This window comes from Rhodococcus sp. ACPA1 (assembly GCF_002300195.1).
Taxonomy (GTDB): domain Bacteria; phylum Actinomycetota; class Actinomycetes; order Mycobacteriales; family Mycobacteriaceae; genus Rhodococcus_F; species Rhodococcus_F opacus.
In genome coordinates, this window is sequence record NZ_NSDX01000005.1 from 963,755 (window position 1) to 978,962 (window position 15,208).

13 protein-coding genes are annotated in these 15,208 nt (G+C 68.4%); 4 read left to right on the forward strand and 9 right to left on the reverse strand.

What is annotated here, in order from left to right; translation table 11 throughout:
* Positions 1-25 precede the first annotated feature (25 nt).
* The 3 genes from CJ177_RS28640 to CJ177_RS28650 all read right to left on the reverse strand — a co-directional run bounded on the left by CJ177_RS28640 (position 26) and on the right by CJ177_RS28650 (position 1,915).
* Positions 26-199 (reverse strand): DUF2613 domain-containing protein, encoded by a 174-nt coding sequence (locus CJ177_RS28640; protein ID WP_005258546.1) that lies wholly within the window; start codon positions 197-199, stop codon positions 26-28.
* 127 nt (positions 200-326) lie between these two features.
* A complete protein-coding gene (locus tag CJ177_RS28645; RefSeq protein ID WP_061700664.1) occupies positions 327-1,418 on the reverse strand; it encodes an isochorismate synthase MenF in 1,092 nt (363 codons plus the stop codon).
* Positions 1,419-1,447: 29 nt separating this feature from the next.
* Positions 1,448-1,915 carry a universal stress protein gene (locus tag CJ177_RS28650; protein WP_005243718.1) on the reverse strand — a complete coding sequence of 156 codons (468 nt, stop codon included), beginning with the start codon at positions 1,913-1,915 and terminating at the stop codon, positions 1,448-1,450.
* A gap of 118 nt (positions 1,916-2,033) precedes the next feature.
* On the opposite strand from CJ177_RS28650, the gene CJ177_RS28655 reads away from it, so the two are divergent.
* Together CJ177_RS28655 and CJ177_RS28660 are read left to right on the forward strand one after the other, a co-directional pair.
* A complete protein-coding gene (locus CJ177_RS28655) occupies positions 2,034-3,215 on the forward strand; it encodes a glycoside hydrolase family 3 N-terminal domain-containing protein (protein WP_061700665.1) in 1,182 nt (393 codons plus the stop codon).
* Positions 3,216-3,317: 102 nt separating this feature from the next.
* Positions 3,318-3,917 carry a TetR/AcrR family transcriptional regulator gene (locus CJ177_RS28660; RefSeq protein ID WP_005243713.1) on the forward strand — a complete coding sequence of 200 codons (600 nt, stop codon included), beginning with the start codon at positions 3,318-3,320 and terminating at the stop codon, positions 3,915-3,917.
* A 54-nt stretch (positions 3,918-3,971) separates the two neighbouring features.
* On the opposite strand, the gene CJ177_RS28665 is transcribed toward CJ177_RS28660, so the two are convergent.
* Positions 3,972-4,835, reverse strand: a complete 864-nt coding sequence (locus tag CJ177_RS28665; RefSeq protein WP_095869171.1) for a MaoC/PaaZ C-terminal domain-containing protein — start codon at positions 4,833-4,835, stop codon at positions 3,972-3,974.
* Positions 4,835-6,181, reverse strand: coding sequence for a 3-oxoacyl-ACP reductase (locus CJ177_RS28670; protein ID WP_095869172.1), 1,347 nt, complete (start codon positions 6,179-6,181; stop codon positions 4,835-4,837). The genes CJ177_RS28665 and CJ177_RS28670 overlap by 1 nt, the downstream gene beginning before the upstream one ends.
* A gap of 130 nt (positions 6,182-6,311) precedes the next feature.
* On the opposite strand from CJ177_RS28670, the gene CJ177_RS28675 reads away from it, so the two are divergent.
* Positions 6,312-7,646: an acetyl-CoA C-acetyltransferase gene (locus CJ177_RS28675; RefSeq protein WP_061042457.1), complete on the forward strand. Its 1,335-nt coding sequence runs from the start codon at positions 6,312-6,314 to the stop codon at positions 7,644-7,646.
* A gap of 330 nt (positions 7,647-7,976) precedes the next feature.
* Positions 7,977-10,250 (forward strand): VanW family protein, encoded by a 2,274-nt coding sequence (locus CJ177_RS28680; RefSeq protein WP_095869173.1) that lies wholly within the window; start codon positions 7,977-7,979, stop codon positions 10,248-10,250.
* Positions 10,251-10,321: 71 nt separating this feature from the next.
* Here CJ177_RS28680 and CJ177_RS28685 read toward each other — a convergent pair whose 3' ends face one another.
* The 4 genes from CJ177_RS28685 to CJ177_RS28700 form a co-directional block, all read right to left on the reverse strand.
* Positions 10,322-11,092 carry a hypothetical protein gene (locus CJ177_RS28685; protein WP_257014714.1) on the reverse strand — a complete coding sequence of 257 codons (771 nt, stop codon included), beginning with the start codon at positions 11,090-11,092 and terminating at the stop codon, positions 10,322-10,324.
* A gap of 437 nt (positions 11,093-11,529) precedes the next feature.
* Complete coding sequence (locus CJ177_RS28690) at positions 11,530-13,365, reverse strand: acyl-CoA dehydrogenase (protein ID WP_005243698.1); 1,836 nt, start codon at positions 13,363-13,365, stop codon at positions 11,530-11,532.
* An 82-nt stretch (positions 13,366-13,447) separates the two neighbouring features.
* Positions 13,448-14,071 carry a bifunctional 2-polyprenyl-6-hydroxyphenol methylase/3-demethylubiquinol 3-O-methyltransferase UbiG gene (locus CJ177_RS28695; RefSeq protein ID WP_005243696.1) on the reverse strand — a complete coding sequence of 208 codons (624 nt, stop codon included), beginning with the start codon at positions 14,069-14,071 and terminating at the stop codon, positions 13,448-13,450.
* 21 nt (positions 14,072-14,092) lie between these two features.
* Complete coding sequence (locus CJ177_RS28700; protein WP_025431974.1) at positions 14,093-15,208, reverse strand: DUF4185 domain-containing protein; 1,116 nt, start codon at positions 15,206-15,208, stop codon at positions 14,093-14,095.

Consider the following 15,208-nt stretch of genomic DNA (forward strand, 5'->3'; position numbering starts at 1 on the left):
GCGGGAACTTGTTGAGCCGGCGCTCTCAGCGGCTGCCGTACTCAACCTGGTTCAGGAGCGAGGAATCCGCGTTGCCGCTGCGGTCGATCTCGGGACGCGTGTTGTCCTGTGCGGCTGCGGTGATGCCGAGCGTCGCCACGGTGCCGAGAGCGACACCGACCACGGCGCTGACCACACCGGGCACAAGGAACTTCCCCATCAGACATCTCCCACCGTCGTGCCATCGACGCACACGGCTACTCCCGCGTACGAATTGCTCGGGTCAAGGTATCACCCGGGGGCCGCCGAACTGCTGATTGGTGCTCGTGGGCCACCGTTTCTGCAGTTCACGGGCTCTGCTGCACTCCGAGCGCCCGGAGCAGCGTGCGCAGTTTGGTGGTCGTCTCGTCGAGTTCGGACTCCGGGTCGGACTCGGCGACGATGCCCCCGCCCGCCGCCGCCAGCGCCTCGAGTCCGTCCGCGGCGATCTCGGCGCACCTGATGGCCACCACCCAGTCGCCGTCGCCCGCGCCGTCGCACCACCCGACGGCGCCGCCGTAGAACCGCCGATCCTCCTCGACGTCCCGGATGGTCGCGAGGGCGAGGTCGGTCGGGGTGCCGCACACGGCGGGGGTCGGGTGCAGCAGGGTTGCCAGGCTCACAGCGCTGGTCGACGGGTCGCGCAGCACGCCTTCGATGGGGGTCGCGAGATGCCAGACCTCGTGCGTGCTCGTCAGTACCGGGGAGTCCGGGACGGTCAGCTCGGTGCAGAGCGGCGCGAGGACCTCCCTGATCCAGGCCGTGACGAACGCGTGCTCGGCCAGGTTCTTCGTGGACTCCAGGAGGCCGCGACCTTCCTTCTCGTCGGCCTCCGGATCGGCGCGCCGCGGGGCGGTTCCGGCGAGGGGACGGCAGGTGACGCGTCGCCCGCGCCGGCTGAGCAGCACCTCGGGGCTGGCGCCGACGAGGCTGCGTCCGCGGAAGCTCTCGCCGGCCGCGGAGAGGTCGACGGCGAACCCGTTGGCGGTGGGATTCTGGTGAATCATTCTCGCGGCCAACGATTCTGCGGAGATGGGGGTGTCTGCGCGGAGGATGACGCTGCGTGCGGCCACCACCTTGCCGAGGGTGCCCTCGCGCAGGCGGTCGACGAGGGACCGCACCCGGGCCACGTGCTCGGCGGGGTCGGGGACCTCCCGCGTGAGGTGGACCGGCGGGAGGTCGGGAACGGTGCCGGGCCGCCACGGGCCGTCCGTGAACTCCCACGACTCCGGGGCGGTCAGCGCGGCGGGACGTTCGGGATCGAACGGCAGCGCTCCGACGACCAGTTCGGTGTCACCGTTCGCGAGGGCCGCGGCAGCGGCTGCCGCGGTGTCGTACCCGTGCCGCGCACCGGACGTGCGCAGCGTCCGGTCGGCGCGGGAGAGAAGGAAGCCGTCCATGGTGACCCGACAGTAGTCGGGCGCCCGGACTACTTCCCGGGAGGCACGATCAGCACCGGGCGGTGGCTGTGGCGCAACACGTGGTCGGCGACGCTGCTCTGCAGCAACGACCGCAGACCGGTGGTGCCGCGGGTGCCGGTGACGATGATGTCGACCGCGAGTTCGTCGGACGTCTCGACGATGGCCGTCCAGATCGTGCTGGTGCACTCGATGCAGCGACCCTCGGTGGCGAGCCCGGCGGCCTCGGCGAGTTGGACGCCCTCTTCGTTGGTGACCTTGGCGTCGGAGAACGCGACGTCCTCGGTCTCCTCGTCGGGCACCCACTCGGGTTGCATCACACCGGACAGGCCCGACATGCGCGCGGCCTGACGGACCATCGGCTCCCACACCGTCACCAGCACAGCGCGATTGGAGGCGAGGAATCGACCTGCGCACTCCACCGCACGCTTGGCGTTGTCGGATCCGTCGTAGGCGATCAACATCAAACCACCGGGCACTACGACCTCCTGAGTACGGGCTTCCTCTGCGTCCAGATTACCAAGACGGGCGGCAGCGGTCGCCGATTCGGGGCCTGCCACGGGGGCGCCGGTGGCGAACTGGGCTACCGTCGAACCCATGCGGATCAAGTATGCACTCGCGCTCGCTGCCTGTACCGGCCTCGTCGCCGGATGTTCGTCGGGTGGTGGCGAGACGGTCGCGGAATCGTCGTCGGCGACAGCGACGCCGTCGCCGTCCTCCGTCGAGCCGGCGTCGCACACCGGCACCGCAGCGCCCGCCGCCGCACCGGCGTCGTGCGAGACGGAGTTCCTGCAGTCGTTGCCGTTGCGGCGCAAGCTCGCTCAGCTGCTGAACGTGGGAGTGACCGGCACCGCGGATGCGGCTCAGGTGGTCCGGGACGAGCAGATCGGCGGCATCTTCGTCGGGAGCTGGACCGACGAGGCCATGCTCGCGAACCGTGAGATTCCCCAGGTGGCGTCGGCGTCGTCGCTGCCCCTGATGGTGACGATCGACGAGGAGGGTGGACGCGTGTCGCGGGTCGAGAACCTGCTCGGAGCCGATCCCTCCGCCCGGCAGACCGCAGCCACGATGACGGAGGAGCAGACGTACCAGATGGCGCTCGAGCGCGGTCGCGGACTGAAGGACCTCGGTGTCACCGTGAACTTCGCCCCCGACGTGGACGTGAGCCGCCAGCCCGACGACAGTGTCATCGGCGACCGCTCCTACTCCGACGATCCCGCCGTGGTCACCCGCTACGCCGACGCGTACGCGCGCGGGATGCGGGACGCGGGAATCCTGCCCGTCATCAAGCATTTTCCCGGCCACGGATCGGCGTCCGGCGACTCGCACACCGGGGCCGTCACCACCCCGCCGCTCGAGCAGTTGCAGACGAAGGACCTCGTCCCGTTCCGGAACCTGGTGTCCACGGGTGTCGGCGTCATGCTCGGCCACCTCGAGGTGCCGGGTCTGACCGCCCCCGGTGTCCCTGCCAGCATCAGTCCCGACGCCGTGGCGCTGCTGCGCGGCGGCACCGGATACGGTGCGCCGCCGTTCACCGGCCCGATCTTCACCGACGACCTCAGCGGCATGCAGGCGATCACCGACCGCTACGACATCACGGTCGCCGTCGAGACCGCGCTGGAATCCGGTGTGGATGTCGCCCTGTGGCTCACCACCGACGACGTCCCGCGGGTCCTCGATCACCTCGAAAGCGTGGTGGCCTCGGGCAAGCTGCCGCAGCAGCGTGTCGACGAGGCGGTGCTGACCGTTGCGCGCGCCAAGGGCGTGCTGGCCTGCTAGTGCGCGGTCCGCGACAGGGTGCTGGTATTCTTCTCGTCCGCCGGTCGGGCCCGCTTTATTACCGTAGAGTAAGATAGCGGGTTCGACGATGATGGAGGACGAATGGCCGGCGGCACCAAGCGACTGCCGCGCGCAGTGCGCGAGCAGCAGATGCTCGATGCTGCTGTCGACGTCTTCTCCGACAGAGGTTTTCACGAGACGTCCATGGACGCGATCGCGGCCAAGGCGGAAATCTCGAAGCCGATGCTGTACCTGTACTACGGCTCCAAGGACGAACTGTTCGCGGCATGCATCCAGCGGGAGGGTCTGCGTTTCGTCGAGGCGCTCGCTCCGGCGGGCGATCCGGGGCTGAGCCCGCGCGAACAGCTGCGCCGGGCCCTCGAGGGGTTTCTCGGGTTCGTGGGCAAGCACCGCAAGTCGTGGATGGTGCTGTATCGCCAGGCGATGGGGCAGCAGGCGTTCGTGGGGTCGGTGCAATCGAGCCGCGACCGGCTGATCGAGCTGACCGCGCACCTGCTCGAGTCCAGCACCAAGGATCCCGAGCCGGGGCAGGATTTCGAACTGATCGCCATCGCCCTGGTCGGTGCGGGTGAGGCCGTGGCCGACCGCGTCGCCGGCGGCGAGATCGAGGTCGACGCCGCCGCAGACCTGCTGGAATCCCTGGCGTGGCGCGGCCTCGCGGGTAAGAAGAAGCCGGAATGAATGTACCTTTCGACGCCTTGGCGGCGTCGAAAGGTACATTCGCCCGGGCAGCAGCTACCGCAGCGTCGCGGTGAGGTGCGGGTACCCCTTCTTCGGGTGCTTGATCGACAGATCCCAGCCGTCGCCGGTCTGATCGGCGTACACGTTCAGCGTCGACGGCAGCAGGATCGGCTTGCCGAAGCGCACGCCGTACGTGACGGCGTCCGGGATCCGGCCCTCCACCGACCCGAGGACGGCGGCAGCACTCCACATGCCGTGCGCGATGCTCTTCGGGAATCCGAAAGCCTTGGCGCCCAACGTCGACACGTGAATCGGGTTCCGGTCGCCGGACACCGCGGCATACTTGCCGATCGTCTTCTGATCGACCCGCAGCGTCCGCAGCGGACGCGGCGGCTCCTCCTCGGCCTTCGGCTCGGGACCGGGCTGACCGGACAGCGACGTCTTCTGCTGACGCAGGAACGTCGACGTCTGCTTCCACACCAGTTCGCGTCCGACCCGGATCTCGCTGATCACGTCGATCAGGAGTCCCTTGCGGTGCTCTCGCAGATTCTCCGCGTGCACCGACACGTCCAGGGGTTCGATCACCGAGATGGGACGGAACTGTTCGATGACGTTCTCCGCGTGCACGGAACCGATGGCGGGGAAGGGGAAGCCTTCGGACACCATCAGCTTCATCACGACCGGGAACACCAGCGTGAACGGGTACGTGAGCGGCAGGTGGTCGCCGAAACGCAGCCCGGTCACCCGGTCGTACGCCGCCAGGTTGTCGAGGTCCACGCGCACCCCGTTCAGGACCAGCGTCGTGTCCGGGGCGCTGTGCCCGCTCGCGCCGATGACCGGCAGCGCGCTGCGCACGGCCCGGGTGTAGATGTCGAGCGTGCCCGGCTTCTCCGTGAGTTGCACGACCTTGCCGGACATCAGGCGCCCAGCAGGCTCTGGCCGCAGACACGGACGATCTGTCCGGTGACGGCGTTGGACGCGGGGCTCGCGAAGTAGGCGACGGTCTCGGCGACGTCGACGGTCTCGCCGCCCTGCAGCAGGGAGCTCATGCGACGTCCGGCCTCGCGGGTGGCGAACGGGATCGCCGCGGTCATCGCCGTCTCGATGAAGCCCGGTGCGACGGCGTTGATCGTGATCTTCTTCGTCGCGAGTACCGGCGCCGAGGCCTGCACGAGTCCGATGACACCGGCCTTGGAGGTGCCGTAGTTGGTCTGGCCCCGGTTGCCCGCGATACCGGCGATGGAGGAGACGTCGATGACGCGGCCGCCTTCCTTCAGTGCGCCCTTGGCGACGAGGGCATCGGTGATGCGCTGCGGCGCAAGAAGGTTGACGCCGATCACCATGTTCCAGCGGCCCTCGTCCATGTTGGCGAGGGTCTTGTCGCGGGTGATGCCGGCGTTGTGGACGATGATGTCCGCGCCGCCGTGCCGTTCGAGGACGAACTCGGCGAGCTTGTCGGCCGCGTCGTCCGCGGTCACGTCCAGCGCGAGGGAGGTGCCGCCGACCTTGTTGGCTGTCTCCGACAGTGCCTCACCGGCGGCCGGGATGTCGGCGCAGATGACGTGGGCGCCGTCGCGGGAGAGGACCTCGGCGATGGTCGCGCCGATGCCGCGGGCCGCACCGGTGACGATGGCGACCTTCCCGTCGAGCGGCTTGTCCCAGTCGGCGGGTGCGACGGAATCCTCGGCGCCGACCCGGATGACCTGGCCGCTGACGAAGGCGGACTTGGCCGACAGCAGGAAGCGCAGCGTGGATTCGAGACCCGACAGTCCTGCGGACGCCTTCGGTGAGACGTAGACGAGCTGAGCCGTGGCGCCGCGCTTGACCTCCTTGCCGACGCTGCGGGTGAAGCCTTCGAGCGCGCGCTGGGCGATGTGCTCGTCGACGCCGGACGTCTCCTCGGGGGTGGTGCCGATGACGACGACGCGCGCGGACGGCGCGAGGTTGCGGACGACCGGCTGGAAGAACTCGAACAGCTGCTCGAGTTCGGTGACCGAACCGATGCCTGTGGCGTCGAACACCAGAGCGCCGTACGTGTCGTCGCCCGTTCCCGAGGCGGGGTAGTCGGACAGCAGTTCGCGCAGCGGTTCGACGAGGCGGCCCTTGCCGCCGATCAGGACCGGACCGGCGAGCGGCGGTTCGCCGTGCTTGTATCGGCGCAGGTTCTCGGGTCGCGGCAGTCCTGCTTTCGCGGCGATGAACGCGCCGGGTGCGGATGAGAGGAACTGGGAATAGAGGTCGGGAGCTCCCTTGCTGGCTGCCACGGTCCTACCTTCTGTCGTCGTTTGGCGGTCAGTCACCGAGCACCGAGTGAAGTGCGGTGTCGACAAGTAACTTACTCCTGAGTAAGAATAGTAGCCAACAGGTAATCGCACCAGATCCTTGGAGACGTCAGTGACCAGCAAAGCTCGCACCAATTCGAACTCCGCAGCGGCGCCGAAGCCAGGCGGAAAGCAGCAGCGTCCCGTCGCGATCGTCGGCGGAAACCGCATTCCGTTCGCCCGCTCCGACCGGAAGTACGCGCAGGCGTCCAACCAGGACATGTTCACCGCCACCCTCGACGGACTGGTGAGCCGCTTCAACCTCCAGGGCGAGAAGCTGGGCCTCGTCGCAGGCGGCGCCGTGCTCAAGCACAGCCGCGACTTCAACCTGATGCGCGAATGCGTCCTCGGCAGCGCTCTCAGCCCGTACACGCCGGCCTTCGACTTGCAGCAGGCCTGCGGCACCGGACTGCAGTCGATCGTCGCCGTCGGTGACGCGATCGCGGCCGGACGCATCGATGCGGGTGTCGGTGGCGGCGTCGACACCACGTCGGACGCGCCGATCGGCGTCAACGACGAACTCCGCGAGTTCCTGCTGTCCCTGAATCGCGCGAAGAGCACCGGCGACCGCATCAAGCTCCTCGGCAACGTCCGCCCGTCCATGCTCGGCATCGAGATCCCCCGCAACGGCGAGCCCCGCACCGGGCTGTCCATGGGCGAGCACGCCGCGATCACGGCGAAGGAATTCGGCGTCCGCCGCGAGGACCAGGACGAACTCGCCGCCGCCAGCCACCGGAACATGGCCGCCGCCTACGACCGCGGATTCTTCGACGACCTGGTGACGCCGTTCCTCGGGCTCACCCGCGACGACAACCTGCGGCCCGACTCCAGCGCCGAGAAGCTGGCCAAGCTGAAGCCGGTCTTCGGGGTGAAGGCGGGCGACGCCACGATGACGGCGGGTAACTCCACCCCGCTCACCGACGGCGCGTCCGCAGTCCTGCTGTCCACGGACGAATGGGCCGCCGAGCGCAAGCTTCCGGTGCTCGCGCATCTCGTCGACTCCGAGACCGCGGCCGTCGACTACATCCACGGCAAGGACGGGCTCCTGATGGCGCCGACGTACGCCATCCCGCGCCTGCTGGCCCGCAACGGCCTCACCCTGCAGGATTTCGACTACTACGAGATCCACGAGGCGTTCGCGTCCGTCGTGCTGGCGACGCTGCAGGCGTTCGAATCGGACGAGTACTGCAAGGAACGCCTGGGCCTCGACGGCGCACTGGGGTCCATCGACCGCAGCAAGCTGAACGTCAACGGGTCCTCGCTGGCGGCGGGGCACCCGTTCGCCGCGACCGGCGGCCGCATCGTCGCCTCGCTCGCCAAGATGCTGGCGGAGAAGGGCTCGGGCCGCGGCCTGATCTCGATTTGCGCCGCCGGCGGCCAGGGTGTGACGGCAATCATAGAGGCGTGATCCGACTGGCCTTTCCGGTAGCTGGGAGACCGGAAAGGCCAGCGTGCGCGCAGTGCGAGCGGGGATCCGGCAACGAGGGGTGGCCGGATCCCCGAAATCTTTTCCGACAGGTGTAACGCTGGAGATTAGCTGGCGATATCCCTGTCAGCCCCGTGTTGCTGCCTGACCCCCGACCTGGCAGCAGCGCGGGGCTCTTGCATTTCCGGCGGCCGGTACGCTGACGTGGGGGTCTCGACCGGGCCTCGCTCGGATCGGATCGCGCTTGAAATGCAACGAGCACCGACGGCAAGCTGAGGCCCGCACGAAGGACAACTCGGTGAGAGGGCCACGGTGAACGACGAAGACGGCGACAAGGGGAGCAAGGCACCCGAACGGTCGACGCCGGACCCTTCCGCGACGCCCGAGAGTGTCGAACCCGAGAATGTGGCCGACCCGCCCGCTCCGGAACCGGACGAGGTCCCGGAACCGGAAACCGCTCCGGCTCCCGACGACGCTCCGGCTCCCGAGGATTCGGCGGAACAGCCGAGTGCCGACGACGCCCCGACGACGCAGCTGAACCTCGGTGACCTGGGGGAACGCTCCGAGGAGCCGGCTCCCGACGCGCCGTTGTGGGTGGAGCCGCCGGCGAACGAGGACGTCACACAGGTAATCCCCGCGATTCCGCCGGGTCCCGTTCCCGGGCCCACGCCGGCGTACACCACACCGGCCGACGAGCCGACCGTGGTGGCGCCGGCCGCCGCGGCGCAGATCCCGCCGCAGCCGGCACCGGAACCTTCCGCGCCCGCCGAGCCCTCCGCAGAACCGACCACCCCGGCCCGTGCTCCCTGGGTGAAGATCGCAGCAGTCACCGGTGGTGTGATCGCCCTGATCGGCATCGCGTACGCCGCGGACCTCGCGGTGTCCTCCGGGAACGTCCCGCGCGGGGTGACGGTGGCAGGCGTCGACGTGGGCGGTTCGTCCCGCGAGGAGGCCGAGGCCACTCTGCAGGCGCAGGTCGGCCCGCGCGCCGACCAGCCGCTGACGGTGACGGCCGGCGACGTGTCGACGCAACTCGTTCCGTCCGCCGCCGGGCTCGGTGTCGACTGGGAGGCCACCCTCGACCGGGCCGATTCGCAGCCGCTCAACCCGGTCACGAGGCTCACGTCGTTCTTCACCACCGACGAGATCGGTGTGGTGTCGACCCGCGACGAGGCCGCGCTGGCCTCCGCCGTCGACGGCCTCCGCAGTGAGACCGATCGCGCCTCCCGCGAGGGGACCGTCGTGTTCGAGGGTCCGACCCCGGTGCCGGTGGACCCGTCGACCGGGCAGAACCTGAACGGGGAAGGCGCCGAGGCGGCGTTGACCGAGCAATGGGCGTTCGGCCGGACGGTGGACCTGCCCGTCGACGTCGTGCCCGTGACGGTGACGAAGGAAGGCGTCCAGAGGGCGCTCGACGAAGTGGCGGCGCCCGCTGCCTCCGCCGATCTGGTGGTGACCGGACGCGACGGCAAGGTCGCGACCGCGGCGCGTCAGCAGATCGGTGCCATCGTCGGCTTCGAGCCGGACGGCAACGGCGGGCTGAAGCCCACCTACAACATCGAGGCTGCCACCGGCATCCTGGCGCCGCAGCTGGTCTCGACGGAGATCGCACCGAAGGACGCGACGATCACCCTCGACGGCGGATCACCCACCGTCGTCCCCGCGGTCGTCGGCGACCTGGTGCAGTGGCCCAAGACGCTGGAGACGCTGCCCGAATTGTTGCGCGGCAACGGTTCTCACACCATCGCCGCGGTGTACGGGCCCGTCCCGCCCGCACTCACCACGGAGGCCGCGCAGGCGCTCGGCGTGAAGGAAGTGATCGGCGAGTTCACGACCGGCGGCTTCTCTGCGGCGTCGGGTACCAACATCCGGCTCGCGGCCAGCGAGATCAACGGGGCGCTGATCAAGCCGGGCGACACGTTCTCCCTGAACGGGTACACCGGCCCGCGCGGCACGGCTCAGGGCTATGTGGAGTCGGGCATCATCAACAACGGTCGCCCGGACACCGCCGTCGGGGGCGGTGTGAGCCAGGTGGCGACGACGCTCTACAACGCCGCATATTTCGCCGGCATGGAGGACGTCGCGCACACCGAGCACTCGTACTACATCTCGCGATACCCCGAGGCGCGCGAGGCCACCGTCTTCGAAGGCGCCATCGACCTGCAGTTCCGGAACACCGGCAAGACGGGTGTGATGATCCAGGCCATCGGCGGCGCCTCGGATCTGACCATCCGGTTCTGGGGAACCAAGTCGGTCGACGTCGAGTCGATCACCGGCAACCGGACCAAGCCGACGGAGCCCGACACGGTCACCCTGCCCGCCGGCGATCACTGCATCGCCTCCAGCGGCGCACCGGGATTCACGGCCAGCGACACCCGGGTGATCTCCGACCACGCCACCGGCCAGGAAATCTCCCGGGACACCAGGACCGTCCGGTACGACCCCGTCCCGATCGTCAAGTGCGAGGCACCCGCCGCCGCACCCAAACCCGACGAGCGCACTCCCGCCGCCTCGCCGGCGCCGTCCGCCCCGGCGGAAAGCCCGAAAACCACCACCCCGAAGCCGAAGCCGAACGACGGCGAGTAGACGCACTACTTCTCGGTTCGCGCATCGCTTTTCGAGCCCGAAAGGAGAGTGCGAACCGAGAAAGGGTGCGGCTACAGCGACCGCACCGTAAGCCGCTGGGCGGACGGGAGCGGGGCCTGCGTGACCCAGCCTCGTGGCGTCGCGGCACGCGCGATCGCGCGGCGGACACGCTCCGCCACCTGCCCAGGTGCCTCCAGGCCGTCCCACGTCCACCGCACCACCTGGAAGCCGAGGTCGCGCAGCGCGTCCTCGCGTTGCTTCTCGGCGAAGACCGCGTCGCCGGGGGATTGCCCGGGTTTCAGCAGCCGGCCGTACTTGACGCGTCCGTCGAACTCCCCGAGCACGATGCCGTCGAAGTGGAAGTCGACCCGCCCGATCCGGCGCCCGCCGGGTTCGAACACCTCGCCTTGCTGGGACGGGGCGGGCAGCCCGGCACGCGACAACATCACCCGGCTTCGCGATTCACCGACACTTTCGCTGTGCCCGCTCAGGAACCGGACGACCTTCCGCGCCGCATCGACGCCGTGACGACGCGCAGCGCGGGCGAGTTCGGCCTCCAGGTCCTCACGGCCGACCCCGAATCTGCGGACGGCCGCGTCACCCACCACGACGGCCTGCTCGAACGGCAGCGTTCTAACGAGGTCGATCACCGTCCGCGCCGGGAGAGTCAGCGCATGGCCGTCCACTACTGCCATGTGCTCTCCGATCGGGGCGCAGTGCACCGTGGTCCGCCGCGTGATCCGGCCACCTCCGCGTCGATTTCTGGTGAGGTGCACGCGGTCGAGGGGTGTCTTCCACAGCGGCAGTCCGTACACGACGGCCGCGGATTGGTGACTGAGCACCGCGTCGTCCGGCGTGAACTGTCGAGTCGATCAGGAAGCGATGGCGTTCCTCCTCGCTCAGGGCCGTGTACATCGACGCGGAGAGGTACGCGCCGCGCCCGATGCCTTGCCACTCGCCGCGTGTGTACAGGCGTCGGATCTCGTCGTCGCTGTAGCCGCGGCTCAACGCCTCCTGGCGTCGCAGCATCGCCCCCGGGTCATGTTCCATGGGAACGATTCTCGCCGGGGCCACCGGAAGAATCCGGTCCGAAGGACCCTGCTGTGGATGAACTGAAGCTTGTGGACAACTCCCGCACTCCTTTTCGGCTCGCGCACTGCTTGCCGGGCCCGAAAAGGTGTGCGTCGACGGAGAAAGAGTGCCGGAGCTCGGCCGGTCGGGACACGAAAAGGCCCGGCGGCCGGGGAAGTACCCCGGCCGCCGGGCCGTGTGAAGCCGATCAGAACGCTGCTTCGTCGAGCTCCATGATGTCGTTGTCGATGTTGGCGACGATGCTGCGGGTGGCGGTCAGTTCCGGCAGGACGTTCTTCGCGAAGAAGGACGCGATGGCGACCTTGCCCTCGTAGAACGCCTTGTCCTTGTCGGAGGCACCCTCGTCGAGGGCCTTGATCGCGATCTCGGACTGGCGCAGGAGCTGCCAGCCGATGAGCAGGTCGCCGACGGACATCAGGAAGCGGACCGAACCGAGGCCGACCTTGTACAGCTCGGACGGCTGCTCCTGTGCACCCATGAGGTACCCGGTGAGGGTGGCGGCCATGGTCTGGACGTCCTCGAGGGCGGTGGCGAGCAGGGCGCGCTCGGCCTTGAGGCGACCGTTGCCTGCCTCGCTGTCGATGAACTTCTTGACCTCGCCTGCGACGTGGGCGAGTGCCACACCACGGTCGCGGGCGATCTTGCGGAAGAAGAAGTCCTGCGCCTGGATGGCGGTGGTGCCCTCGTACAGCGAGTCGATCTTGGCGTCGCGGATGTACTGCTCGATCGGGTAGTCCTGCAGGAAGCCGGAGCCACCGAAGGTCTGCAGGCTGTCCGTCAGGTACTGGTAGGCCCGCTCGGAGCCGACGCCCTTGACGATGGGGAGCAGCAGGTCGTTGACGCGGAACGCGAGGTCCTTGTCGGCACCGGACACCAGCTTGGCGGTGGCCTCGTCCTGATGCGCCGCGGTGTACAGGTACACGGCGCGCAGGCCCTCCGCGTACGCCTTCTGCATGGCGAGGGCGCGACGGACGTCGGGGTGGTGCGTGATGGTGACGCGCGGCGCGGCCTTGTCCGTCATCTGGGTGAGGTCTGCGCCCTGGACGCGTTCCTTCGCGTAGTCGAGGGCGTTGAGGTAGCCGGTGGAGAGGGTGGCGATGGCCTTGGTGCCGACCATCATCCGGGCGTGCTCGATGACGTCGAACATCTGCGCGATGCCGTTGTGGACCTCGCCGACGAGCCAGCCCTGGGCGGGAATGCCGTGGCCGCCGAAGGTGACCTCACACGTGGCGGAGACCTTCAGGCCCATCTTGTGCTCGACGTTGGTGACGAATACGCCGTTGCGCTCGCCCAATTCGTTGGTCTCGAAGTTGAAGTGCGTCTTCGGGACGAAGAACAGCGACAGTCCCTTGGTGCCGGGGCCTGCGCCCTCGGGGCGGGCCAGGACCAGGTGGAAGATGTTCTCGAACAGGTCGTCGGAGTCGGCGGACGTGATGAACCGCTTGACGCCCTCGATGTGCCAGGAGCCGTCGTCCTGCTTGATGGCCTTGGTGCGGCCTGCGCCGACATCGGAGCCGGCGTCGGGTTCGGTGAGGACCATGGTGGCACCCCAACCGCGCTCGACGCAGGTGGCGGCCCACTTCTTCTGCTCTTCGGTGCCGTTGTGGAACAGCACGTCCGCGAACGCGGGTCCGGCCTGGTACATATGTGCGGCCGGCTGGGCGCCGAGGATCAGCTCACCGATGGCCCACACGACGGACCGGGGGACGGGAACGCCGCCGATCTCCTCGGAGAGTCCCATGCGGTACCACTCGGCGTCCCACAGCGCGCGGAACGACTTCTTGAAGGATTCCGGCAGGGTGACGGTGTGGTTCTCGGGGTCGAAGACCGGAGGGTTGCGGTCGGCGTCGGCGAAGGACTCGCCCAGCGGTCCCTCGGCGAGGCGGGCAACTTCGCTGAGCATGTTGCGGACGGTGTCGGCGTCGAGATCGCCCCACACGCCTTCACTCAGCGGCTGCTCGAGACCGAGTACCTCGAAGAGGTTGAACTCCAGGTCGCGGACGTTGCTCTTGTAATGGCCCATGTCTTCTGTCTCTCCCAGTGAGATGGTGCGGTCTATCCGTTAGTACCGCCCAAGTTATTACTCGTCGGTAACATCAGCGATATTACGCCCCATTTACCTGACTGCCAAGACTCGGGCGGTGCGCGACGACGAGCGCGTCGATCGCCGTTCCGGCGTCCGTCTCGCGGAAGCGCCGTTCGGCAACGTCGACGACCAGCCGCCCGTCGAACGAGTTCACCAAATCGTCTGGTGTGTACAGGATTTCGGGGTCCTGGGGACCCCCGACTCCCTGCGACAAGTTAACGGCGTCATGCCCCAAAATCATGAGGATTCCATCAGGTTTCAGCGCAGATATGGCGCGGTTCACAACCTGTAGACGCTCCTCGGGGGCGAGATGGAGGTAGATCATGAGCACGAGGTCGTACCCGCCGCCGAGGTCCGAATCGGTGACGTCGGCGACGCGATAGTCGAGCCGTTCCCGGACGGAGCGGGGTGCTTCGGCGGCCACCCGGCGAGCCTTGTCGAGGGCCACGGCCGAGTAGTCGAGCCCCGTCACCTCCCAGCCGCGGGTGGCGAGCCAGTGCGCGTTGCGGCCCTCCCCGCACGCGAGGTCGAGTGCGCGGCCGCGGGTGAGCGAAGTGACCCGCTCGACCACGACGGCGTTGGGTGGCGCGCCCCACACCAGTTCACTCTGTGAATACCGTTCGTCCCAGGCAGCTGCATCCATGCCCCGACGCTAGTACGCGGGCTACGGAGTGAGTGTGGTCCGCATGAGGAGCACGTTGTAGTTGTTGTGCACCGTCGTGAGGAAGTAGAGGTCGCGCCCGGACGACCACGGGTGGATGTAGGCGCCGTACGCGGTGGGCAGCTCCCGGGTGTCGACGAGTACCTCCGGTGGGCCCCACGGTCCGGTGACCGACGGTGAGCGGCGCATGACGACGGAGTTGTACTGGTCGGTGGTCAGCATGAGGTATTGGCCGAGGTACTCGTTGTACGCGACGGACAATTCGCCGACTCCGCCCGGCATGATCGGCTTGGCGACGTCGGGGTTGCCCTTGATCCACTTGGCGCCGTCGAAGTACTCGTACGCGCCGAGGTCCATGATCTGGGGTTCCGGGACCCGCGCGATGTGGACGAGTCCGCCGCGACCGGCAGGCGTGCCGTATTGGTAGACGAAGCCGTCGGCCTTGACGAACGCGCTCATCTGGAAGTTGGCGTTGCCGCCGACGTTCGGGCGCTGGGTCTCGGGGGCGACGGTCCAGTTCTCGCCGTTGTCCTGTGAGTAGACGAGACCGGAGTAGTTGGTGTCCCACGTTCCCGCCGGTCCCCAGTTCTTCACCGACATCATGCTCAGAACCTGGGTGTTGCCGACGGCGACGCCGGCGGTGGGGATTCGGCTGATCTCGACGAACGGGATCTTCGGGCTCGGGACGAGCTCCTTGGACTGGCCGAAGATGTCGCGCGGTGAGCTGTCGAAGTTCATCCCGTCGGAGAGGATGCCGTCCGAGCTGCGGAACAGCGTGCTGCTGCGCCAGGCCCACAGGCTGCCCGACAGCAGGTTGGGCAGTCCGAGCCCGGCGGAGTCGCCGAACGCCGTGAGGACCTGGCCCTGGCCGTTGTCCCACATGATCCCGAGGTCGGTGCCGAGGACGTTGGCGTCCTGGGTTCGGTTCGGACTGAGCATGCCGGTCTGCTGTGCGACCGCCTGGGTACGGCCGGTGAGGTGTGGAATCCCGTTGGTGCCGTTGAGTCCGGGGATCGGATTGATGGCGTTGGGATTCGCGGCGGCCGGGCCGGCGAATGCGATCAACGTCACGGCCGCGCCGACGAGTGACGCTGCTGCAAGAGCTCTGGTTCGCTTCAC